21 protein-coding genes are annotated in these 21,924 nt (G+C 42.6%); 17 read left to right on the top strand and 4 right to left on the bottom strand.

Annotated elements, in window-relative coordinates; translation table 11 throughout:
• The first annotated feature begins 251 nt into the window (after positions 1–251).
• The 9 genes from MHH54_RS15500 (at position 252) to MHH54_RS15460 (ending at position 9,321) form a co-directional block, all read left to right on the top strand.
• Positions 252–707 carry a DUF6376 family protein gene (locus tag MHH54_RS15500; RefSeq protein ID WP_003213149.1) on the top strand — a complete coding sequence of 152 codons (456 nt, stop codon included), beginning with the start codon at positions 252–254 and terminating at the stop codon, positions 705–707.
• A 102-nt stretch (positions 708–809) separates the two neighbouring features.
• Complete coding sequence (locus MHH54_RS15495) at positions 810–1,115, top strand: metal-sensing transcriptional repressor (protein WP_003212640.1); 306 nt, start codon at positions 810–812, stop codon at positions 1,113–1,115.
• 74 nt (positions 1,116–1,189) lie between these two features.
• Positions 1,190–1,396: a copper chaperone CopZ gene (gene copZ / locus MHH54_RS15490; protein ID WP_012011271.1), complete on the top strand. Its 207-nt coding sequence runs from the start codon at positions 1,190–1,192 to the stop codon at positions 1,394–1,396.
• Positions 1,397–1,476: 80 nt separating this feature from the next.
• Positions 1,477–3,912 carry a heavy metal translocating P-type ATPase gene (locus MHH54_RS15485; protein ID WP_342500399.1) on the top strand — a complete coding sequence of 812 codons (2,436 nt, stop codon included), beginning with the start codon at positions 1,477–1,479 and terminating at the stop codon, positions 3,910–3,912.
• Positions 3,909–4,043: a hypothetical protein gene (locus MHH54_RS15480; protein ID WP_342500398.1), complete on the top strand. Its 135-nt coding sequence runs from the start codon at positions 3,909–3,911 to the stop codon at positions 4,041–4,043. Before MHH54_RS15485 ends, MHH54_RS15480 begins: the two co-directional genes overlap by 4 nt.
• Positions 4,044–4,219: 176 nt before the next feature.
• A complete protein-coding gene (locus tag MHH54_RS15475) occupies positions 4,220–5,497 on the top strand; it encodes a cation:dicarboxylase symporter family transporter (RefSeq protein WP_003213370.1) in 1,278 nt (425 codons plus the stop codon).
• Between the two features lie 16 nt (positions 5,498–5,513).
• Positions 5,514–6,959, top strand: coding sequence for an aspartate ammonia-lyase (gene aspA, locus MHH54_RS15470; protein ID WP_050944151.1), 1,446 nt, complete (start codon positions 5,514–5,516; stop codon positions 6,957–6,959).
• A 116-nt stretch (positions 6,960–7,075) separates the two neighbouring features.
• The gene (locus tag MHH54_RS15465; protein ID WP_106032207.1) at positions 7,076–8,392 is read left to right on the top strand and encodes a sensor histidine kinase; all 1,317 of its coding nucleotides are present in this window, start codon (positions 7,076–7,078) and stop codon (positions 8,390–8,392) included.
• Complete coding sequence (locus MHH54_RS15460) at positions 8,389–9,321, top strand: response regulator (protein WP_003212842.1); 933 nt, start codon at positions 8,389–8,391, stop codon at positions 9,319–9,321. Before MHH54_RS15465 ends, MHH54_RS15460 begins: the two co-directional genes overlap by 4 nt.
• Positions 9,322–9,337: 16 nt before the next feature.
• Here MHH54_RS15460 and MHH54_RS15455 read toward each other — a convergent pair whose 3' ends face one another.
• Positions 9,338–9,946 carry a TetR/AcrR family transcriptional regulator gene (locus tag MHH54_RS15455; RefSeq protein ID WP_106032208.1) on the bottom strand — a complete coding sequence of 203 codons (609 nt, stop codon included), beginning with the start codon at positions 9,944–9,946 and terminating at the stop codon, positions 9,338–9,340.
• 89 nt (positions 9,947–10,035) lie between these two features.
• On the opposite strand from MHH54_RS15455, the gene MHH54_RS15450 reads away from it, so the two are divergent.
• Positions 10,036–10,584 carry a hypothetical protein gene (locus MHH54_RS15450; RefSeq protein ID WP_003213116.1) on the top strand — a complete coding sequence of 183 codons (549 nt, stop codon included), beginning with the start codon at positions 10,036–10,038 and terminating at the stop codon, positions 10,582–10,584.
• A 37-nt stretch (positions 10,585–10,621) separates the two neighbouring features.
• Here MHH54_RS15450 and MHH54_RS15445 read toward each other — a convergent pair whose 3' ends face one another.
• Genes MHH54_RS15445 through MHH54_RS15435 form a run of 3 tightly spaced genes read right to left on the bottom strand, consistent with a single transcriptional unit; the run spans position 10,622 to position 13,189 of the window.
• The gene (locus MHH54_RS15445) at positions 10,622–11,560 is read right to left on the bottom strand and encodes a metal ABC transporter substrate-binding protein (protein ID WP_342500397.1); all 939 of its coding nucleotides are present in this window, start codon (positions 11,558–11,560) and stop codon (positions 10,622–10,624) included.
• A 13-nt stretch (positions 11,561–11,573) separates the two neighbouring features.
• On the bottom strand, positions 11,574–12,446 hold the full coding sequence (locus MHH54_RS15440; protein ID WP_003212785.1) for a metal ABC transporter permease: 873 nt from the start codon (positions 12,444–12,446) through the stop codon (positions 11,574–11,576).
• Positions 12,446–13,189 (bottom strand): metal ABC transporter ATP-binding protein, encoded by a 744-nt coding sequence (locus MHH54_RS15435; RefSeq protein WP_342500396.1) that lies wholly within the window; start codon positions 13,187–13,189, stop codon positions 12,446–12,448. The genes MHH54_RS15440 and MHH54_RS15435 overlap by 1 nt, the downstream gene beginning before the upstream one ends.
• A 431-nt stretch (positions 13,190–13,620) precedes the next feature.
• Between MHH54_RS15435 and MHH54_RS15430 the strand changes: the two genes are divergently transcribed.
• The 7 genes from MHH54_RS15430 (at position 13,621) to MHH54_RS15400 (ending at position 21,905) form a co-directional block, all read left to right on the top strand.
• Positions 13,621–15,720 (top strand): heavy metal translocating P-type ATPase, encoded by a 2,100-nt coding sequence (locus MHH54_RS15430; protein WP_106032210.1) that lies wholly within the window; start codon positions 13,621–13,623, stop codon positions 15,718–15,720.
• Positions 15,721–15,864: 144 nt separating this feature from the next.
• Positions 15,865–16,551 carry a DsbA family protein gene (locus MHH54_RS15425; RefSeq protein ID WP_050944130.1) on the top strand — a complete coding sequence of 229 codons (687 nt, stop codon included), beginning with the start codon at positions 15,865–15,867 and terminating at the stop codon, positions 16,549–16,551.
• The gene (locus tag MHH54_RS15420) at positions 16,548–16,961 is read left to right on the top strand and encodes a disulfide oxidoreductase (protein WP_003212957.1); all 414 of its coding nucleotides are present in this window, start codon (positions 16,548–16,550) and stop codon (positions 16,959–16,961) included. Before MHH54_RS15425 ends, MHH54_RS15420 begins: the two co-directional genes overlap by 4 nt.
• A 146-nt stretch (positions 16,962–17,107) precedes the next feature.
• Positions 17,108–17,719, top strand: a complete 612-nt coding sequence (locus tag MHH54_RS15415) for a trimeric intracellular cation channel family protein (protein ID WP_003212961.1) — start codon at positions 17,108–17,110, stop codon at positions 17,717–17,719.
• Positions 17,720–18,041: 322 nt separating this feature from the next.
• Complete coding sequence (locus MHH54_RS15410; protein WP_003212699.1) at positions 18,042–20,057, top strand: Na+/H+ antiporter; 2,016 nt, start codon at positions 18,042–18,044, stop codon at positions 20,055–20,057.
• A 63-nt stretch (positions 20,058–20,120) separates the two neighbouring features.
• Positions 20,121–20,990, top strand: coding sequence for an ROK family protein (locus tag MHH54_RS15405; RefSeq protein ID WP_342500395.1), 870 nt, complete (start codon positions 20,121–20,123; stop codon positions 20,988–20,990).
• 69 nt (positions 20,991–21,059) lie between these two features.
• Entirely contained in the window at positions 21,060–21,905 is an 846-nt protein-coding gene (locus MHH54_RS15400; RefSeq protein WP_106029320.1) for an aldo/keto reductase, read from the top strand.
• The last annotated feature ends 19 nt before the right edge of the window (positions 21,906–21,924 follow it).

The raw sequence follows: 21,924 nt of genomic DNA, 5'->3' as shown, positions 1-21,924 counted from the left end.
GTCCTGACATTCGATATGATAAACATAACATTTGAACGGTTTCCTAAAGGGGAGTAGCTTTTACGGTTTGGTCGTCATTACAGAAGCAGCGATTGCTTCTCGGCCATTCCGGCATGAACAATGTTAGCCAGACCTTTGCCTATCACACATGAGGCAAAGGTCTGGCTATTTTTAAGGTCTTTTTAAGTCTGTGTGATAGGGAAGCTGAACAAATGATGCTTTTAATCCCACAGATGAAAGGATGATCGATCTTGAAAAAATATGTGATAGCTTTCCTATTTTCCGGAACGCTTGTATTAAGCGGGTGCTCCAGCTTACTTGATCAAGTCAACGATACAACGACATATGTCACTGAGGCAAATGACTATGTCACAGACATTCAGCAATTTACAGAGGACTTTCCAAAGCTTGCTGAAGAAGCTGTCCAAAACGCCGCCAAAAAGGCAGAATTAACGCAGCAGCTTGAATCATTGAAGGCAGACATTCAAGATTTTAATGAGGTCACAGCGCCAAAAATGGCAGAAGACCTGCATGCGCAAATCATTGAAAAAAATAAAGTGCTGTCAGAGGAAATTCAGACGTATTTACAGCAATTGAAAGCAGACAACATCGACGTTGCCGCCATGCTTGAGGACCAGCAAGGATTGATTAAGCAGCTTCAGCAATCCGTCAATCTATTGCAGGACATTGAACAATTAACAAACTAAAGCAAACACTATAGAGTGTATTCAGCATATCTTTGCCTTTTCCGGTGGAGATATGCTTTAATTTAGGTAAAGACAAGTCATAATGGAAAAAAAGGTGATCACATGACAGAACATGAAGAAAGACATATGGCTTCGCCAAGAGCAGAGAAGGATAAAGATCAATTGATCAATCGGTTGAAACGAGTGGAAGGACAAGTGCGCGGGATTCAGCAAATGATTGAAAACGATCGTTACTGTATAGATGTTGTCAATCAAATCTCCGCTGTCAATGCGGCTTTGAAAAAGGTCAGTCTTCAATTGATGGAAAAGCATACCCATCATTGTGTAGCAGATGCAATCAAGAGCGGCAATGGGGATGAAGCCATTGAAGAGTTAATGACGGTCTTTACGAAACTGACAAAATCGTAGCATTTATATGTTTACATTGATACCCTACTAGGGTATAGTAAGGTGTAGAAAATGATTGATGGAGGCGATGAGAAGTGGAGCAAGCAACACTTCAAGTGCAGGGCATGTCTTGCGGACATTGCGTGAAAGCAGTCGAAGGAAATGTAGGAGAACTAGCAGGTGTTGAATCTGTGAAAGTCCATTTAGACAAAGGAGAGGTGGAAGTTTCATTTCACCCAGATCAAGTCACGTTGCACCGTATCTCTGATGTAATTGAAGAACAGGGATATGATGTCGTATAAATGAAAATACGTGCTGCATAACAGCACGTATTTTTTTCAAAATATAATACCCCCATGGTGTATATGGAGAGGTGAGGTTAATGAAGAAGGAAATCGACTTTCAAATTACGGGGATGACCTGTGCTGCCTGTGCAGGACGCATCGAAAAGGGATTGAACAGGCTGGAAGGTGTGGAGGATGCCAATGTGAATTTGGCGCTGGAAACATCTCATATTGTGTATGAAGCAGAACAACTCACACCAGAGGATCTCAAGCAAAAAATTCAATCTCTCGGCTACGATGTGGTGATGGAGCAAGCAGAATTTGATATAGAAGGAATGACGTGTGCAGCGTGTGCCAACCGAATCGAGAAAAAAATTAACCGGATGGATGGTGTCGATCACGGATCTGTGAACTTTGCGCTGGAGACCCTTCAGGTCACGTATCACCCAGGCCAAACGTCTACAAGTGATATAAAGGAAGCGGTTCAGTCCATTGGGTATTCTTTAATTGAACCAGCTGCAGATGAAGCAGAGGAAGGAAAAAAAGATCATCGCCAAGCAGCAATAGAGAAGCAGACGGCACGCTTTCTATTCTCAATGATCCTGTCACTGCCACTTCTTTGGGCAATGGTCAGTCATTTTTCTTTCACGTCTTTTATTTGGCTGCCTGAAGCGTTCATGAATCCTTGGGTTCAACTGGCGTTTTCAGCGCCCGTTCAGTTCATTGTCGGCTGGTCCTTCTATGTAGGTGCGTATAAAGCGTTACGTAATAAAAGTGCCAACATGGATGTTCTTGTCGCACTTGGGACATCAGCTGCGTTTTTCTATAGTTTATATGAAAGCATTCAGTCAGCGGTTCAAGGCACACATGAGGCAGCCCTCTATTATGAAACAAGTGCTGTACTCATTACGTTGATCGTGCTCGGAAAATTAATGGAAGCAAGAGCAAAAGGGAGATCATCAGAAGCGATTCAAAAGCTGATGGGCCTACAAGCGAAAGAAGCGGTCATCGAGCGAGATGGGAAAGAGATGACCGTCCCTATTTCCGAAGTGAAAGTAAATGACCTTGTGTTTATCAAACCGGGAGAGAAAGTGCCGGTAGATGGAGAGATCGTGGAGGGAACAACCGCAATTGACGAGTCCATGATTACGGGCGAAAGTTTGCCTGTTGATAAAACGGCAGGTGATGCGGTCATTGGGGCAACCATTAATAAAAATGGGTTTGTGAAAGTGAAAGCGACAAAGGTTGGAAAAGAGACCGCCCTTTCACAGATTATTAAAGTCGTAGAACAGGCACAGGGCTCAAAAGCACCGATTCAAAGGATGGCCGATCAAATATCAGGGATATTCGTTCCCATCGTTGTAGGAATTGCAGTGCTCACCTTCATGATCTGGTTTTTCTTTGTTGATCCAGGGAATGTGACTTCAGCACTTGAAACGTTTATCGCAGTCATCGTCATCGCATGTCCGTGTGCACTCGGTCTTGCTACACCAACCTCTATTATGGCGGGTAGCGGCCGTGCGGCTGAATCAGGCATTCTGTTTAAAGGCGGAGAGCATTTAGAAGTGACCCAATCTCTCGACACGGTGGTTTTAGATAAAACAGGGACTGTGACAAAAGGGGAGCCGAGTCTGACAGATGTAATAGCGTCTGCCAATTGGACAGAAAATACGCTCCTACAGTTAGCAGGATCAGCTGAACAACAGTCGGAACACCCGCTTGCCAGAGCGATCACAGATGGAATGAAGGAACAAGGTCTAGAAGCGGTCGAGATTGAAGCCTTCCAAGCTGACCCAGGTCATGGAATTGAAGCAAAGGCGGCAGGGCGCAAGCTTTTGATTGGAACGCGTAAGCTATTACAGAAACATCATATCCCATATGATCAAGTCGAAGCATCCGTCACAACGCTGGAGCAGCAAGGGAAAACGGCAATGCTCGTCGCGATTGACGGCGAAGTCGCTGGCATTGTCGCGGTCGCAGATACGATCAAATCATCTTCACCTCAAGCGATCAAGCGTCTGAAAGAGCAAGGGATTCATGTCGTGATGATGACAGGTGATAACAAGATGACAGCAGAGGCGATTGCGAAACAGGCGGGCATTGATCATGTCATTGCTGAAGTCCTGCCTGAGGAAAAGGCGGCTCACATCGCGGCGCTTCAGGAACAAGGAAAGAAAGTCGCCATGGTCGGAGATGGTATTAATGATGCCCCGGCCCTTGCGACAGCGAATATTGGGATGGCAGTTGGAACTGGGACAGATGTCGCCATGGAAGCAGCAGATATCACACTCATGACAGGAGACCTCCATGCCATTGCTGATGCGCTTGAATTTAGTCAAAAAACGATGAGAAACATCAAGCAAAATCTATTTTGGGCGCTTGCTTATAATTGTATTGGGATACCGATAGCTGCTTTAGGACTTCTTGCGCCATGGCTTGCAGGAGCAGCAATGGCCTTTAGCTCCGTGTCGGTTGTATTGAACGCGCTCAGATTGCAGCGATTGAAACCGGTTAGAGAGGGAGTGGCACAATGAAGCTGAATGTCAAATGGATTTGGACGATTAGTGCATTGTTCTACGTTGCTCTTGTCCTTATTGGATATGTGATATACGATAGATTTTATCCACAACAAGATACACCAAGTGAACAAATGCAAAATCATTAGGACTTCGCCCAAAAGCGGAGTCTTTTTTTAACAATTTTGTGGAAAAACCCACCTTTTAAAAGATTTTTCATAAAAAATTCACTTCTTTTTGTTCCTTTTTGTCGTTTTTTGTAGGTTCATCGTTAAGATGCGATTAAGCAACAAAGAAAGCGTTATCAAAAAAAGGGGGTTCACGTATGAAAAAGTTAGGGTTAGCTTCACAAATACTCATTGCACTTGTTCTGGGTGTTATCGTGGGAGCGCTGTTTTATCAAAATGAAACCGTTATTAATGTGTTAACGCCGATTGGCGATATATTCATCCATTTAATTAAAATGATCGTTCTTCCAATTGTTATTGCTGCGTTGATTGTAGCAGTAGCTGGTGTAGGGGATATGAAAACCATCGGAAGACTCGGTGGGAAAACGATTCTTTACTTCGAAATTGTGACAACGATTGCATTAGCAGTAGGACTGCTTGCAGCAAACGTCTTCCATCCTGGTACAGGAATTGATATGAGCAACATGGAAAAAGGCGATATCTCTAAATATGAAGAGACATCGAAAGCTTCTTCCGAAAAAGCAAGTTTCTCTGAAACGATTGTGCATCTAGTGCCAACAAACGTTTTCCAATCCATTGCAGAAGGTGATCTATTACCAACGATCTTCTTTACCGTCTTATTCGGATTAGGAATTGCCGCAGTAGGAGACAAAGGGAAACCAGTGTTAGGATTCTTTGAGGGTATACTCGAAGCCATGTTCTGGGTGACCAATAAAGTGATGAAATTTGCACCATTTGGTGTATTCGCGCTCATCAGTGTGACGGTGATCAAATTCGGGGTCGGAGCGCTTCTCCCGCTAGGTAAGCTGGTACTTGTCGTTTACGGCACAATGGCATTCTTCGTGATTGTCGTACTTGGCATTATCGCAAAATTAGCTGGAACAAGCGTCTTTACACTATTTAGAGTGCTAAAAGAAGAAATCATTCTTGCATTCTCAACAGCAAGTTCAGAAGCTGTACTGCCTAGACTAATGGATAAAATGGAGAAGTTCGGCTGCCCGAAAGCGATCACGTCGTTCGTTATCCCAACAGGCTACACCTTTAACTTAGATGGAAGTGCCATCTATCAATCCATTGCCGCCATATTTGTTGCACAAATGTACGGCATGCCACTTTCCATCTATGAGCAAATTACGTTACTATTAATCTTGATGCTGACATCTAAAGGAATGGCTGGTGTACCAGGTGCATCAATCGTTGTTGTCATCACAACACTTGGTGCAATGGGACTGCCGCTTGAAGGACTTGCCTTCATCGTTGGGATCGACCGTATTCTTGACATGGTTCGTACAACTGTTAACGTATTTGGTAACTCACTTGCAGCCATTGTCATGTCTAAGTGGGAAAAAGTTTTTGATCAAGAGAAATCGAAGAAGTATATTGAGGAATTAAAACAACAAACAAAAGCAGCGTAAAAGGAGATCTTTTCAAATGACGAAGCTACAGGACAAGCAAGTTCGAATCGAACGAGACTTTCTAGGTGAAAAGGAAGTAGACACTCAAGCGTATTATGGAATTCAAACATTACGTGCAGTAGAGAACTTTCCAATTACTGGCTACCATGTTCATGAGGAACTCATCAAAGCATTAGGGATTGTCAAAAAGGCAGCCGCACTTGCAAATATGGATACAAAGCGACTATATTCTGGTCTTGGAGAAAAAATTGTTCAAGCCGCAGATGAGGTTATTGAAGGAAAATGGAACAATCAATTTATTGTCGATCCAATTCAAGGCGGGGCTGGCACTTCAATGAATATGAATGCCAATGAAGTCATTGCAAACAGAGCGCTTGAACTACTAGGAAAGGAAAAAGGCGCTTATACTGAGCTAAGTCCAAACACGCATGTGAACATGTCGCAGTCAACAAACGACGTTTTCCCAACAGCGATTCATATTTCAACATTGAATATGATTGAAAAACTACTTTATACGATGGAAAACATGCATCAAGTTATGACAGAAAAAGCGCAAGAATTCGATCATGTCATCAAAATGGGACGTACGCATCTTCAGGACGCTGTTCCAATCAGACTTGGTCAAGAGTTTAGTGCTTATGCAAAGGTTCTTGCTCGTGATATTAAACGTATCAAGCAGTCTAAACAGCATTTATATGAAGTCAATATGGGTGCAACAGCAGTCGGAACTGGCTTGAATGCTGATCCTAAATATATTCGCCAGGTGGTTGGCTATCTATCTGACATTAGCGGATTACCGTTAGTTGGAGCTGAAGATTTAGTCGATGCCACGCAAAATACGGATGCTTATACAGAAGTATCAGCTGCACTGAAAGTATGTATGATGAATATGTCTAAAATGGCGAACGATATTCGCTTGATGGCATCAGGTCCAAGAGCAGGCTTTGGTGAGCTTCACTTGCCGCCAAGACAGCCAGGTTCATCTATCATGCCAGGGAAAGTCAACCCAGTGATGCCTGAGGTCATGAACCAAGTGGCATTCCAAGTTATCGGAAATGACCACACGATCTGTCTTGCATCAGAGGCTGGTCAGCTTGAGCTGAACGTGATGGAACCAGTTCTTGTGTTCAACTTGCTTCAATCTCTCAGCATCATGAAAAATGTATTTGAATCCTTCGTAGACAACTGCTTGCGTGACCTAAAAGCAGATGAATCTAGATTAAAAGAATATGTAGAAAAAAGTGCTGGTGTCATGACAGCGGTGAATCCGCATATTGGTTATGAAGCTGCTGCACGAATTGCCAGAGAAGCGATTCTTACAGGCGTATCTGTACGTGAGCTTTGTCTGCAAAATGATGTTTTATCAGAGGAAGAGCTTGATGTCATCTTGAATCCTTTTGAAATGACTAAACCAGGTATTGCTGGCGCATCACTTTTAGAAAAGGATCGTTTAGAAGATTAAGCAGCATCATGAGAAGCGCACACCGACAAAGTTCCGGTGTGCGCTTTTTCATGGATGTTTGTTTTTCTCAAGCCCACATAGTATACTATCGTCAATTATTAGGGATGTGACTGCGTTTGAATCTACTGAAAAAATGGCTGAATACAGAGCCTTATTTAATTGTGATGCTCATTGTACTGACACCGATTGGCGGAGAGTTTAAATTTTATCCATTTGAGGACAGCTTTCGGGTCAGCTTTGGAACCGTTGTCTTTTTCTTTATCCTGCTTCAAATGAAAAAATTCCCGGCATGGGCAAGCGGTATCATTGCAGGGGTTTCTGTTTTTGCGTTTCGCGTGCTTCTTGATACAGCCGTCACAGGTCATCTTCCACTGGAAGAGGCAATTTCATTCAGATTTCCTCCCCTGCTTTATTACGTCGTCTACGGCACGCTCTTTTATTTATTAAAGGTCAGACGTTTCCGCGATCAGCCTTGGCTGATTGGAGCCACAGGTATCATCATGGAGCTATGCGCGAGCGTTGTTGAAATGATTGCACTTCGTGGCACCATCGATGAAATTTTAACGATGCGGACGCTGTTTCAACTTTTCGTGTTGGCGATTTTCAGAAGCTTTTTCGTGTTGGCTTGTTATACAATGATTCGATTATATGAAGAGCAGGCGAGAGAGCGTCAGATGAAAAAGGAAAAGGAACATCTGCTCATGCTCCTGTCTAATCTTTACACGGAATCTACATACTTTCATAAAACACTTGCACATGCTGAGCACATTACAGCGACATCCTATCAATTGTATCAATCCCTGCATCACGCAAAGGATGCGGAATCTTTGGATTTGAAAAAACTCGGAAAAACAGCCCTGCAAATCGCTGGAGAGGTGCACGAGATCAAAAAGGATAACCAGCGGATTTTTTCTGCATTATCAAAGCTGATTCATGAAGAAAATTTCCAGGCGTATGCAAGTCCTGCGCATATTGCTGGGCTCGTGATTCGTATTCATGAAAATTACGCAGAATCTCTTAAAAAAAACATTGTCTTTCATTATGATGAAGATGGGCAGCATCCCGTCTATCACGTGTATACCATTCTATCTTTGTTAAATAATATCGTTTCCAATGCTGTCGAAGCCATTCCGGTGGATGGAGAGGTATCACTCTCTATTTCCCATAAAGAGAACCATGTGATCTTTCAAATTAGTGACAACGGGCCTGGCATTAAAGAGCGTAATCATCATGTGATTTTTAAACCCGGTTTTACTTTAAAATACGATCAGGCTGGGAATCCATCAAGCGGTATCGGTCTTTCCTATGTAAAGGATACAGCGGAGAAGCTTGGCGGAAGTGTTGAGATGAAGAGTATTCCAAATAAACAAACGACTTTCACGTTAACGATACCAATGGATCAAGTTAGTAGAAAAGAGGGGATTGGGAGATGAGATTTTTTATTGTGGATGATGATGAAGCCGTGCGTTCTTCACTCGCTCAGCTCATTGAAGATGAAGAGCTTGGCTTCGTCGCGGGAGAAGCAGAGGATGGCGCAGAGTTAACGGCAAGCTACTTAAATGATTTGCACATTGATATCTTATGTATTGATCTATTGATGCCGGAACGAGACGGACTTGAAACGATTCGAGCCATTAAGGATGAGTTTCATGGCAAATACTTAATGCTGTCACAGGTAGAAACAAAGGAATTAATCGGCCAGGCGTATACGCTTGGTGTCGAGTATTATGTGACAAAGCCAATCAATCGTGTAGAGGTCTTAAGTGTGCTCCACCTCATGATTGAGCGGCTTCATTTAGAGCATTCAATTGAAAATATTCAGCACTCACTCAAATCCGTCATGCAGTTTCAGCAGCGCGGTCAGACGAAAACGAAGCAGCGTGGGAAAAGTCTTGCAGAGGCAGGCCAGTTCTTGCTTGCAGAGCTTGGAATTGTGGGCGAAAAGGGATCTAAAGATTTATTAGATATGATCCTCTTCACAGATCAGTATTTAGCGCTACATACCGAACATCATGATTCATTTCCTTCTTTAAAGGTCATTTTCACGGGTGTCACCGAGGATAAATTAAATGAGCCTTACACATCGGCAGACATTGCAAGAGAAGCGAAAGCAGCGGAACAGCGGGTGAGGCGTGCGATCAATCAATCCTTGAAACACATCGCTTCACTTGGGTTAACTGATTTTTCTCATCCGACCTTTGAAAATTACGCTTCTAAATTCTTTGATTTCACCATCGTGCGAAAGAAAATGAGTGAATTAACAAAAGAGACGAGCGGTAGAGAAGAACATACCCGTATCAATGTGAAGAAATTTGTACAGGTGCTCTACTACGAAGCAAAACGTATTTTTATGGAAGATTAAAAAAAGACATGCTCCCTCATGAGGGAGACATGTCTTTTTTGGTGATGGATTGCAGGTGCATCTGCAGTACGAAGCGTATGAGCTGAGGCGGTAAGCGATGAGGCTGCAAGATTCCATTCAATGCAAGCCCATTGATGACCGCATAAAGCCGCTCAGTTTCGACTAAAAGATCGATATGATCAAGCAAGAGCCCATCCTCTTTTAATTTCATTAAACAATATTGGGTCATTTGGAAAAGCTCGTCATACATCTTTGCATTGAGCGGCTGTAAATCAGGTTCAGTCATCGACTTGACTGTAAAAGCCTGCCACACCTCCATTTCAAATCTTCGTTCTTCATCAAGTGGGAGAACCTGCTCCAATAACGCGAAGACATTTTCTTCCGTTGAACCGTTCAGCTGAAGTCCTGTCATCCGCTCTTTGACTCTTTCCTGAATCAATGTCATAGAGAAAAGAAATAGCTCCTGCTGTGTGGAGAAATAATGACGCATAGAGCCCGCTGAAATGCCAGCTTCTACCGCTACTTTTCGTACAGAAGCGTTTTCCAATCCATCCTGTTTAATCACTCTCATGGCAGCTTGAGCGACTTTTTGTTTTTGTTTATAGTGATCGACGATTTTTGGCATACATTGATTTTAGCACAGCTATTGTTTTTTTAAAACAGTTGTGTTATTTTTTATTTAATACAATCGTATTAAAAAGGATGTGGTGAATATTGATCGGGTTATTGATTGTGGCATGTGAAATTGGCTTTTGGCTGTTTATTCTGGTGGGGTTAACACTTCGTTATGTGTTTAGACAGAAAAAGTGGGGCGCCTTCTTCCTCATTTGTACACCGATTTTGGATCTCATACTTCTTGCAGCGACGTATATGGATTTAAGAGAGGGGGCTGTGGCAAGTGTCATTCACGGGCTCGCAGCTGTTTATATTGGGGTGAGTCTCGCTTTTGGACATCAAATGGTGAAATGGGCAGATGTCCGGTTTGCTTATCGATTTGCAGGAGGCCCTAAGCCGAAGGGAAGACCAAAGTACGGGAAGGAACGGTCTGTATATGAAATAGTCGGCTGGACGCGGCATCTCGTCTCTTATGTCATCGGAGCCGGTCTACTATTTGGGTTATCTTATCTCATCCAAGCACCAGAACGAACGGAAGCACTGATGCAGCTAGCGAGAGTATGGGGAATGGTCTTAGCCATTGATTTCGTCATTAGCATCAGCTATGTGATCTGGCCGAAAAAACACCCGCAAAATATAGCCAGCTAATAAAAAAGACAGGCGAACTCACTCCGCCTGTCTTTTCTTATGATGAAAGCCCTTTGTAAATGATGTCAATATTCCATTTCATCATCTTATAGTAGCTGTCCCCATCTTCACCTTTCTTTCCAATGGAGTCAGTAAATACTTTTCCTTTAATCGGAACACCAGTTTCTTCAGATAGGCTTTCAAGGCTGCGTGGATCGACACTTGTTTCAAGAAAGAGCGCAGGCACTTGATGATCTTTGACGAAATGAATGATGCGCTTCATTTGTCCAGGTGTTCCTTCATTTTCTGTGTTGATCTCCCAAATGTAGCCTGCCTTTAGTCCATAGGCATCTGCAAAATACTTGAAGGCTCCCTCACTTGTCACAAGACGCTTTTTGTCTTTCGGCAGCTGGTCGAACTTGTCTTTTGCTTCATCATGAAGCGCTTGAAGCTTTTTGATATAGTCTTCTGCATTTTTTTCGTAATCCTCTTGATGCTCAGGGTCCGCTTTAATAAGTGCATCTCTGGCATTTTTAGCATACAGAATCCCATTTTCGACATTTAGCCAAGCATGTGGGTCCTGCTGGCTTTCGAGGCCTTTTGAAGATAAATGTTTTACTTTGACGCCTTTACTCATTTCGGCTACAGGTGCATCATCCCCATCCTTACCACTCGATTCGAGCAGCTTTTGAAACCAGCCATTCCCTGTTTCAAGGTTTAAACCATTATATAGAACAAGGTCTGCATCCGTTGTATGCTGAACATCCTTTGGTAGTGGATCAAATTCATGTGGGTCTGTACCAATGGGAACAATGCTGTGAATAGAGACATGATCTCCGCCTACTTCCTTCACAATGTCATAAAGAATGGAGTAGGTTGTGACGACTTTTAATGTGCCGTCATCTTTGCCGGAATTATTTTGTTTTGTAGAACAGCCTGTGATGACCATAAGGGCAATGAATACTGCGGTCAAACGGATTGCAAATACCTTCTTCATATATGTCCTCCTTTTACATAGACGCTTCCTTTTTTAGCTGCGTTCGTTTTCGTTTAGATCTTAATGATCTCCATAGAATTCCTTGCTTTGGTGAAAGGATAAAGGCACTCCCGAATAAAATGGTCGCAACTAGCACGATAGAAGCGCCAGACGACAAGTTATACGTAAAACTAAGCCCAAGACCGGCAACGGCAGAAACTGCCCCGAAAAATGCAGATAAATAAATCATAATCCATAGCCGGTCTGTTAAGAGATACGCAGTGGCTGCCGGCGTAATAAGCATGGCAACGACAAGAATAATCCCAACAGTTTGTAGTGAAGCAACGGTCACAAGGGTCAACAAGGTCATGAGAAAATAATGGATCATTCGATTCGGTAAACCGTAAACCGAAGAAATCACCGGATCAAATGAACTAATGAGCAATTCTTTGTAGAAAATGATGACGGCCAGCAGGATAAAAATGCCGATGCCAAGCGTAATCCACATATCAGATGATCGAACAGCTAGAACGTTTCCAAACAAGATATGATATAAATCGCTGGAACTTTTCAAAAATGTGATCAAGATGATCCCGATTGAGAAAAAAGCGGTGAAGACAATGCCAATCGCAGAGTCATTTTTAATGCGGCTGTTTTGACTCACGTATCCGATCCCAATCGCTGTTAATACGCCAGTTAAGACGGCTCCGAAGAAAAAGTTAATTCCCAGCATATAAGAGATGGCGACACCTGGCAGCACAGCATGCGATATGGCGTCTCCCATCAAGGCCATGCCCCGTAAAATGATAAAGCAGCCAATGACCCCGCAAATAATGCCTACCATCACGGATGTAAATAATGCTTTTTGTAAAAACGCATATTCAAAGAGTCCGGTTAAAAATTCCATTACACGTCTCCTCCTGCTGATTTTAAGAATGGTAGCTGCGTTTCATATGCCTCCAGCATGACCTCTGGGCGAAGGATATCGTGTACAGGTCCAGCTTTGATGAGTTTTTTATTTAACAGAACGAGATGGCTGAAGTAATCATCGGCTTTACTTAAATCATGATGGACCACCAAAATGGTTTTTCCTTCATCCCGTAATTCCTTCAAAATGCGAATCATCGTTTCTTCACTTGCCATATCAATTCCAACAAATGGTTCATCCAAACAGAAGAGCTGTGCGTTTTGCGCAAGTGCTCTTGCAAGGAAGACACGCTGCTGCTGACCGCCGGATAACTCACCAATTTGTCTTTTGGCAAAGTCCTGCATGCCGACTTTTTCTAAACAGTGGTACGCATATGCCCGGTCTTCTTTTTTTGGACGTTTGATCAGGCCAAGCTTCGGATATGTTCCAAGTAGGACGGTATCCAGCACATGAATAGGAAACGTCCAGTCTAGATCATTTCTCTGAGGTACATAGGCGATCAGTTTTCTAACTTGTTTAAAGGGCTGTTCAAAAAAGCGAATATCCCCTTGATCTTTTTCAATTAAATCCAAGCATGCCTTGAGTAAAGTCGATTTACCGGCACCATTTGGACCTATGATTCCTGTCATCGTTCCTTCCTGTATGGAAAGAGAGATGTTCTCTAAAGCATCCTGCCCGTGATATGAGACATGAAGACGGTCGATTGTTAAAGCATTTGGCATCTCTTGCGGCCCCTTTCGATCATCATTGCACTTCCTAAAGATATATGCATACATTAAATAATTTTGACTAAAGGATGAAATGATTCTCTAACGCTAATTTGTTTCCTTGAGGAAACTTTTATTTCATTCTAAGCGTCTGTCCTTCTTTTGTAAAGAGAAAAAACTGCACTTATTCTGTCAGAGATCAAACGATCGTTTTTATGTTATGTGGTGAGCGGGGGACATGAGCTTGGTTTATTGAAAATCCGTGTGACAGAATGGGACACAAAAAACCAATTATTTCTTCATAAATGATTGACAGAAGATAAGAAATCCTCATATAATAAGGGTAATCCAATATATGAATATATGCTCATATATAAAGTTTTTAATTTTTAATAGGTTGAATCGATCCAGGGAACGTTACTTATCATATAGAAAAAGGTGAGAACATGAAAAAGATGAAGGATGAATACGTATTAAGCGGTCTTGATTGCGGCAACTGTGCACGGAAAATAGAAACAGGAGTCAGCAAAATGGATGGAGTGGAAGCTTGCTCTGTTAACTTTGCGACAGGCACCTTGACTGTGACGCATGCAGATAAGCAAGAAACGATGACAAAGCGTATTGAAAAAACTGTTCAGTCCATTGAACCTCATGTGAGTGTATCACCGAAAGAAGAAGGACATCATCACGATCATGATCACGGGACGAAAAATTTAAAAACGATTGTGCTGAAATTAATTGGCGGTGCAGTCATTGGAACAGCCGCTTTCTTTATACCTGAAGATGGTGTATTAAAGTTCCTTATGTTCTTCGCAGCATATTTACTAGTCGGCGGTGATGTGGTTTTTAAAGCGCTGAAAAATATCGTGCGAGGCCAAGTATTTGATGAGAACTTTTTAATGACCATTGCAACAGTTGGCGCTTTTGTGATTCAGCAATATCCAGAGGCACTGGCAGTGATGCTCTTTTACCAAATTGGAGAGCTCTTCCAAGGGGCGGCAGTGAACCGTTCAAGACGTTCAATTAGTGAATTAATGAATATACGTCCAGAATACGCGAATCTAAAAGTCGGAAATGAAACGAAAAAAGTGAATCCAGAAGAAGTAAAAGCCGGTGACCGTATTGTCGTGAAGCCTGGTGAAAAAATTCCGCTGGATGGGCTCGTTATTGAGGGCTTCTCGCTTGTTGATACATCCGCATTAACAGGGGAGTCGGTGCCGCGGGATGTAGAAGCGGGAAAAGAAGTTCTTGCAGGATTTGTGAATCAAAACGGTATACTTGAAATTGAAGTTCAAAAAGAGTTAAGCGAATCGGCTGTGACGAAAATTTTAGATTTGGTTGAGAATGCAAGCAGCCGAAAAGCACAGACAGAAAATTTCATTACAAAATTTGCGAAATATTATACACCGGCTGTCGTCGTACTCGCCTTATTGCTTGCCTTTGTGCCGCCGCTTCTTATTCCATCAGCACAATTGTCTGATTGGGTGTACCGGGCACTTGTCTTTCTCGTGATCTCTTGTCCTTGTGCTCTTGTTGTATCCATTCCATTAGGATTTTTCGGGGGGATTGGGGCAGCGTCTAAACGAGGCATCCTTGTCAAAGGCAGTAACTATTTAGAAGCATTGAATTCTGTGAAATATGCGGTATTTGATAAGACGGGCACGCTTACAAAAGGAAACTTTACAGTGACCAATATTGCCACAGCCAGTGACAAGTGGTCAGAAGAAGAGCTGCTTTCTTTTGCAGCACTAGCAGAAGCCCATTCCTCTCACCCTATTGCAGAATCGATTAAAGCGGCATATAGCTCACCGCTTGATGAAAGCCAGATCGAAGCTTATGAGGATATCGCGGGACATGGAATTAAAGCGACCATCAGCGGTTCTCACGTCTTAGCGGGAAATCACCGCCTGATGGAGCGAGAAGACATTGCGTATGAAAAAGAAAAAAGAAGCGGAACCGTTGTGTACATGGCAATTAACGGTGAGTTTGCCGGATCAATCTTGATCGCAGATGAATTAAAGGACGATGCAATCGAAGCCGTTTCTGCTCTAAAGGCGTCTGGTATTCAAACCGTCATGCTCACTGGTGATGCTAAGCAAGTCGGAACGGCGGTCGCTAAGCAAATTGGCATTGATGAAGTACATGCAGAATTATTACCGCAGGACAAAGTAACGAAATTAGAAGAAATTGATCAGAAAAAAGCGCCTCAAGAAAAGCTATTATTTGTTGGGGACGGCATTAATGATACACCGGTATTAGCAAGAGCAGACATAGGAATTGCAATGGGCGGGCTTGGTTCAGATGCAGCTGTCGAAGCGGCTGATATCGTCATCATGACGGACCAGCCATCAAAGGTAGCAGAAGCCATCGCTGTCGCAAAACGAACAAGAAGGATTGTCTGGCAGAATATCGCATTTGCCCTTGGTGTCAAAGGCGTTTTCCTATTACTCGGAGCATTCGGAATTGCGACGATGTGGGAAGCCGTCTTCTCGGATGTCGGTGTCACCGTACTCGCTGTTTTAAATGCGATGAGGGTCATGAAATAAAATTGTAAGGAAAATTTCATGAATACCATCTTTCATAATGGACCCCCTCTTGTTAAAATAGAAGAAGTTGGATAATGGCATTTTTCTAAGCTATTATCCTTTTTCTTTTTTAAAAGGAATGAAAAAGATAAGGTAGGTGCTTATGTGAGTAAGAAAAATAATCAATCTTCATCCATTAAATTTGCTGTCATTTTAACCATCATCGCAGCTCTTCTCATCGGTATATTTGTTGTGATTGGAAACAAGAACAGCCAAGAAGCACAAACAGTTGACAGTAAGCCTTCGATTAAAGGACAGCCTGTCATAGGAGACAAAGATGCAGCGGTGCAAATTGTCGAGTTTGGGGACTACAAATGTCCGTCATGTAAATCATTCGAAACAGACATTTTCCCAAAACTGAAAGCAGACTACATAGATAAAGGCGATGTATCATTTTCATTTATTAACTTGCCACTGCCTGTTCATGGAGATGGCGCAGTGTTAGCAGCACTAGCTTCTGAAGAAGTATGGAAAGAAGATCCAAAAAACTTCTGGGCATTCCATGAAGCTGTCTATCAAGCACAGCCAGATAGTGAAGCAGAATGGGTTACGCCTGCTAAGCTGACTGAATTAGCGAAAAAGACAACAAAAATTGATACGGACAAACTCAAAGATAACCTATCAAAGAAAACGTATCAGCCGCAGCTGAACACAGACGATCAGCTTGTGAACAAATACAAAGTGAATTCAACACCAACGATTTTCATTAACAATAAACAAGTTCAAAACTTCTATGACTATGATGAAATCAAAGAATTAATTGATCAAGAGCTTAAAGGGAAGAAATCATGAAGAATAAGCTTATTTACTTGTACAGTGCTTGGATTGTCTCGATCGTTGCGACGATGAGCAGCCTGTATTTAAGTGAAATCAAAAAGTTTATTCCATGCGATATGTGCTGGTTCCAGCGTATTTTCATGTACCCGCTCGTGCTTTTACTTGGAATTGCTACGTTCCGGGGTGATGTCAAAGTGAAGTATTACGTACTGCCTTTAGCTGTAATCGGTGCTGGCTTTTCCATCTATCATTATATGGAACAAAAGATCCCAGGCTTTGCGTCGATTCGCCCTTGCCTCAGCGGTATTCCTTGTTCTGTTGATTATTTGAACTGGTTTGGTTTTATCACCATTCCGCTATTAGCACTTATTGCATTTATTCTGATTATCATCAGTATGCTGCTGTTAAATGCAAAAGAAGATTGAGAGATAGCCTGCTTTTTAGCGGGCTATTTTTTATTTTTGCAAAAAGATAAAATTTAAAGAAAATTTGTATTGCTTTTCGCTTATGTCAGATATACATTAAGGGAGTAGTGTTAGATGATCAGATCATGTAAGGAGATAAGCGGAAAATGGCATGGGAAGTCTTAAGTATCATTGGTATTATCGCGTTCGCCATTAGTGGTGCGATAGTGGCAATGGAGGAAGAGTACGATATTCTTGGTGTGTACATTTTAGGGATTGTGACAGCATTTGGCGGTGGAGCGATTCGGAATCTATTAATCGGTCTTCCGGTGTCTGCTTTATGGTCACAGGGCAAGATGTTTACCATTGCTCTTGTATCCATTACGATTGTGTTTCTTTTTCCAAAGCTTTTGCTCAAGCACTGGAGCACATGGGGGAATTTCTCGGATGCGATTGGCTTAGCAGCGTTTGCGATTCAAGGTGCATTATTTGCTGTGCAAAGAGAGCTTCCGCTCAGTGCGGTCATTGTGGCAGCCATTCTGACTGGAAGCGGTGGCGGAATTGTGCGTGATTTATTGGCAGGGCGAAAGCCGCTTGTGCTAAAAGCGGAGATTTACGCAGTCTGGGCAGCACTTGGCGGCTTACTCGTAGGACTCGGTTTAGCACAAGGAGAGATTGCTTTGTATTTGCTGTTTCTCATCCTCGTCGTATGCAGGGTTTGTTCCTATCTATTCAAATGGCGGCTTCCCGCTAGGTCTTATTTTTTAAATAAAGGGTAAAACGAGAAAAGAGCGATTTCGCTCTTTTTTTTGTGTTTGAAACGAGCTGGATGTCAGCAGGTAATGGAGTTTTCGTGTAAAATAAAAGCAGGGTCTTTTTGTTCATCATTGGAACAATACATATGATGAAAATTTTGTCAGCTGGCTGAATATCTGGATTCAGCCTTTTTTTGCCTAGATGGATTGTTATGTGTTGGTTTCACATTTTGCGGAATACTAAAGAAGCTTCTATGATCGGACGGATGAATCAACTCGAAATGAACACATCTTTGCATGTAAGCAAAACTTGACGAAAAAATGAAAATAGGAGGGACACGTACTAGTGGAGATTTTTTTGGCAGTGCTCGTACTACTTGCACTCATTGCATCATCTAATATTATCAATCGTTTTGTCCCCTTTATTCCAGTCCCGTTAATTCAAGTGGGCTTAGGAATACTGGTGGCAGCTTTTCCTTCAGGTTTACATATTTCTTTAAATCCTGAACTATTCTTCGTTTTATTCATTGCACCGCTGTTATTTAATGACGGGAAGCGTACCCCAAGGGACGAGCTGTGGAAATTAAGAGCGCCGATTCTTCTGTTAGCCCTAGGGTTAGTCTTTGCGACAGTCATTGTCGCGGGATATACCATCCATTGGATGATCCCAAGCATACCACTTCCAGCCGCATTTGCGCTTGCAGCGATTTTATCACCGACAGATGTGGTAGCAGTCAGTGCACTTTCCAGCCGTGTGAATATGCCAAAGGGCATCATGAGACTGCTGGAAGGCGAGGGATTGATGAACGATGCATCAGGACTTGTCGCCTTTAAATTTGCCATTGCAGCAACAGTAACTGGCGCTTTTTCAATTGCTGAGGCATCCTTTAGCTTTGTCCTGATTGCCGCAGGTGGTCTATTGACTGGATTTATTCTATCCTTTTTTATCATTCGTTTTCGCTATTTTCTCCGCCGTTTAGGAATGGACGATGTCACGATGCATATCATTCTGCAAATCCTTACACCATTTGTCATCTATTTAGCAGCTGAAGAAATTGGTGTATCCGGTATTTTAGCCGTTGTTGCTGGCGGTGTGACACACGCTATTGAGCAGGATCGAATGGAAGCAAATTTAGCCAAACTGCAAATTGCTTCATCAAACACATGGAATATTATTTTATTTATTTTAAACGGACTTGTTTTCGTTATTCTTGGATTGCAGATTCCTGATGTATCGACAGTGATTTTCCAGGATGAAGCGTTTAATAATATGCAGGTCATCAGTTACATCTTAATCATCACGCTGTGTCTCATGATCCTGAGATTCTTATGGGTATGGCTCTTCTGGGCAGGTAACTGGAGTGTAACGAAAAAGCAGAATGTGAAAAAACCGAAGCTGCGTGCTTCGATGCTGATGACATTCTCTGGTGTTCGTGGTGCTGTCACTTTAGCTGGTGCCTTCTCAATCCCATTTACGCTTGCGGACGGATCACCATTCCCCGAGCGGCATTTGATTATTTTCCTCGCAGCAGGCGTCATTTTATGTACACTCATTTTAGCTAGTGTATTATTGCCTCTTTTATCTGAGAAAAAAGACAAACAAATTGCCGTGGATTTGGATACAAAGGTTCAGCATGCGAAACGGAAGCTGCTGAGAAGTGCCATTAAAACCTTAAGAGAAGGAATGAATGAAGACAACAGGGAAGTGTCTCTAGCACTCATTAATGATTACCGAATGAAGCTGCGTAATATCCAGCGTGAGCCGTACCAATTCGGGATGAGAAGACAGGAACGAAAGATCAGATTGCATGGAATTAAAGCAGAACAAATGAAGCTTCAGCAATTAATTGATGAAGAGAAATTAGATAAAGAAGAAGCCTATGAGTTGCAGGAGAGATTTCATGAGCTGGAAATGCTGTATTCAAACTCCTTCAAAATTCGTTTTTCAAAAGTGAAGTTCCTGCGCTTGCTTCAATGGCTTCAATTATGGCGACCGAATCAGCTCGTTTCCAGCGGTATTTTAGAAAACGAAGACTCGTACAAGCAAATCCGTAAGAAAACGGCAGAGGCTGCTGTGGACTCGATCAAACAGCATATGACCGATGAAAATAAACAAACATGTCACCAAGTGATTGGCTTTTACAACCAAGTCATTTATCGATGTGAACACGGTCCAAGCTTCTTTCAGCAAAAAGACCGTTCGTTTGACCGGAAGAAAAAAGAGCTTAACTTCCAAGCTGTACAGACGATTCGAAATGAAATTCAAACTTTGTATGAAAATGGTGAAATCAATCGTGATATTGCCCATCATCTAAGGGAGTATATCAATGATATGGAAGCTGTTCTCCTGACCAACACGTAATGTTGTTATCTTTTTCCCTATGTTTTATGATGAAGAAAGAGAACAAGCAGGGGGAGATCAATGATGGCGTATTATGGAGCAATTGAAGCTGGCGGTACAAAGTTTTGTTGTGCAATTGGCAATGAGCACGGGGATATTCTCGAAGAAATGACAATTCCTACAGAGCACCCAGAAAAAACATTACAAAAGCTCATGCCATTTTTCGAGCAGCATGACATTGAAGCATTAGGGGTCGGCTCCTTTGGACCGATTTGTATCCAAAAGGACGACCCTTCTTACGGTTATATCATGAACACGCCGAAAGTAGAGTGGAAGCATTACCCGTTCATCCCAGAGCTAGAGAAGCAATTAGAAGTCCCAGTAGCTTTTACAACAGATGTAAATGCGGCAGCCTTAGGTGAATTAACAAAAGGAGCAGCCAAAGGGCTGAATAGCTGTATGTATATCACGGTCGGTACGGGTATCGGTGCTGGCGCTGTTGTAAAAAACGAGCTTCTTCATGGTCATTCGCATCCAGAAATGGGGCATATCCTTGTCAGGCAGCATGAATCAGACGTATTTGAAGGAGTCTGCCCAGCGCATGGGACGTGTTTAGAAGGACTGGCAGCTGGACCAGCGATTGAGAAAAGATGGGGGAAATCTGCTAAAGAGCTTACGGAGGAAAAATCAGTTTGGGCACTTGAAGCCGATTATTTGGCGCAGGCGCTGATGCAGTACTCCCTCATTTTAAGCCCAGAGCGCATCATTATGGGCGGGGGCGTCATGAAGCAAAAACAGCTGTTTCCATTAATTCGAGAGAAGCTTGCTGCGTATCTCAATGATTATGTAGACCTGCCGCCGCTTGATACATACATTGTCTCTCCTGGACTTGAGGACAAGGCCGGCATGACAGGTGCTTTGCTGTTAGCCATCGAAGCGAAGAAAAACGCCTGATAATAGAGTTTTAATGGACAACGTGAGATAATGAAAAAGATGGAATCTATGAAAAAGGTGGTTGTTAAAATGGTTAAAAGCTTGAATGATACCGTAACACTGAATAACGGAGTGGAAATGCCTTGGTTTGGTTTAGGTGTATTCAAAGTGGAGGACGGCAATCAAGTGGTAGATGCCGTAAAAGCAGCCATACGCAACGGATACCGCAGTATTGATACGGCTGCCGTTTATAAAAATGAGACAGGCGTAGGCAAAGCAATTAAAGAATCTGGCGTGAAACGAGAAGATTTGTTCATTACGTCTAAAGTATGGAATACGGATCAAGGCTATGACAAAGCGCTGGCTGCATTTGACGCAAGCTTAAATCGATTAGGTCTTGATTACTTAGACCTCTATTTGATTCATTGGCCTGGCCCAAATGCAGAAACATTTAAAGACACATGGCGTGCGCTTGAGAAGCTTTACAAGGATGGGAAAGTGAGAGCCATTGGCGTCAGCAACTTCTACATTCAGCATTTAGAAGAGCTATTAAAAGATGCTGAAGTTGTTCCAGCCGTGAACCAAGTTGAATTTCATCCGAAACTGACACTTGTCGAACTGCGTCAATACGCAAAAGAAAAAGGCATTCAAATTGAAGCGTGGTCTCCGCTCATGCAAGGAAAGCTATTAGATCATGACGTATTAAAGGACATGGCTGCACGCTACAACAAATCTGTTGCTCAGGTCATCTTGCGCTGGGATCTGCAAAGCGGCGTCGTGACGATTCCTAAATCAATCAACGAAGAACGCATTAAACAAAATGCAGATATTTTTGATTTCGAACTAACAAAAGAAGACATGGAAAAAATTGATGCATTAAACAATAACGAGCGCGTCGGCTCTAATCCTGAGACGATGACGGTTGGGTTTGAATAAATGAAAAAATCCTCTTTCT

The sequence above is a fragment of the Bacillus sp. FSL K6-4563 genome, assembly GCF_038630405.1.
Lineage (GTDB): Bacteria > Bacillota > Bacilli > Bacillales > Bacillaceae > Bacillus > Bacillus pumilus.
The sequence above is the reverse complement of the archived record's forward strand: the minus strand, read 5'-3'. Positions and strand labels throughout refer to the sequence as shown.

Bases quoted from the DNA above. Each gene is read 5' to 3' on its own strand.
- MHH54_RS15495 (WP_003212640.1), top strand. From the start codon at position 810: ATGACAGAACATGAAGAAAGACATATGGCTTCGCCAAGAGCAGAGAAG.
- MHH54_RS15485 (WP_342500399.1), top strand. From the start codon at position 1,477: ATGAAGAAGGAAATCGACTTTCAAATTACGGGGATGACCTGTGCTGCC.
- MHH54_RS15480 (WP_342500398.1), top strand. From the start codon at position 3,909: ATGAAGCTGAATGTCAAATGGATTTGGACGATTAGTGCATTGTTCTAC.
- MHH54_RS15475 (WP_003213370.1), top strand. From the start codon at position 4,220: ATGAAAAAGTTAGGGTTAGCTTCACAAATACTCATTGCACTTGTTCTG.
- aspA (WP_050944151.1), top strand. From the start codon at position 5,514: ATGACGAAGCTACAGGACAAGCAAGTTCGAATCGAACGAGACTTTCTA.
- MHH54_RS15460 (WP_003212842.1), top strand. From the start codon at position 8,389: ATGAGATTTTTTATTGTGGATGATGATGAAGCCGTGCGTTCTTCACTC.
- MHH54_RS15455 (WP_106032208.1), bottom strand. From the start codon at position 9,946: ATGCCAAAAATCGTCGATCACTATAAACAAAAACAAAAAGTCGCTCAA.
- MHH54_RS15445 (WP_342500397.1), bottom strand. From the start codon at position 11,560: ATGAAGAAGGTATTTGCAATCCGTTTGACCGCAGTATTCATTGCCCTT.
- MHH54_RS15440 (WP_003212785.1), bottom strand. From the start codon at position 12,446: ATGGAATTTTTAACCGGACTCTTTGAATATGCGTTTTTACAAAAAGCA.
- MHH54_RS15435 (WP_342500396.1), bottom strand. From the start codon at position 13,189: ATGCCAAATGCTTTAACAATCGACCGTCTTCATGTCTCATATCACGGG.
- MHH54_RS15430 (WP_106032210.1), top strand. From the start codon at position 13,621: ATGAAAAAGATGAAGGATGAATACGTATTAAGCGGTCTTGATTGCGGC.
- MHH54_RS15420 (WP_003212957.1), top strand. From the start codon at position 16,548: ATGAAGAATAAGCTTATTTACTTGTACAGTGCTTGGATTGTCTCGATC.
- MHH54_RS15415 (WP_003212961.1), top strand. From the start codon at position 17,108: ATGGCATGGGAAGTCTTAAGTATCATTGGTATTATCGCGTTCGCCATT.
- MHH54_RS15405 (WP_342500395.1), top strand. From the start codon at position 20,121: ATGGCGTATTATGGAGCAATTGAAGCTGGCGGTACAAAGTTTTGTTGT.
- MHH54_RS15400 (WP_106029320.1), top strand. From the start codon at position 21,060: ATGGTTAAAAGCTTGAATGATACCGTAACACTGAATAACGGAGTGGAA.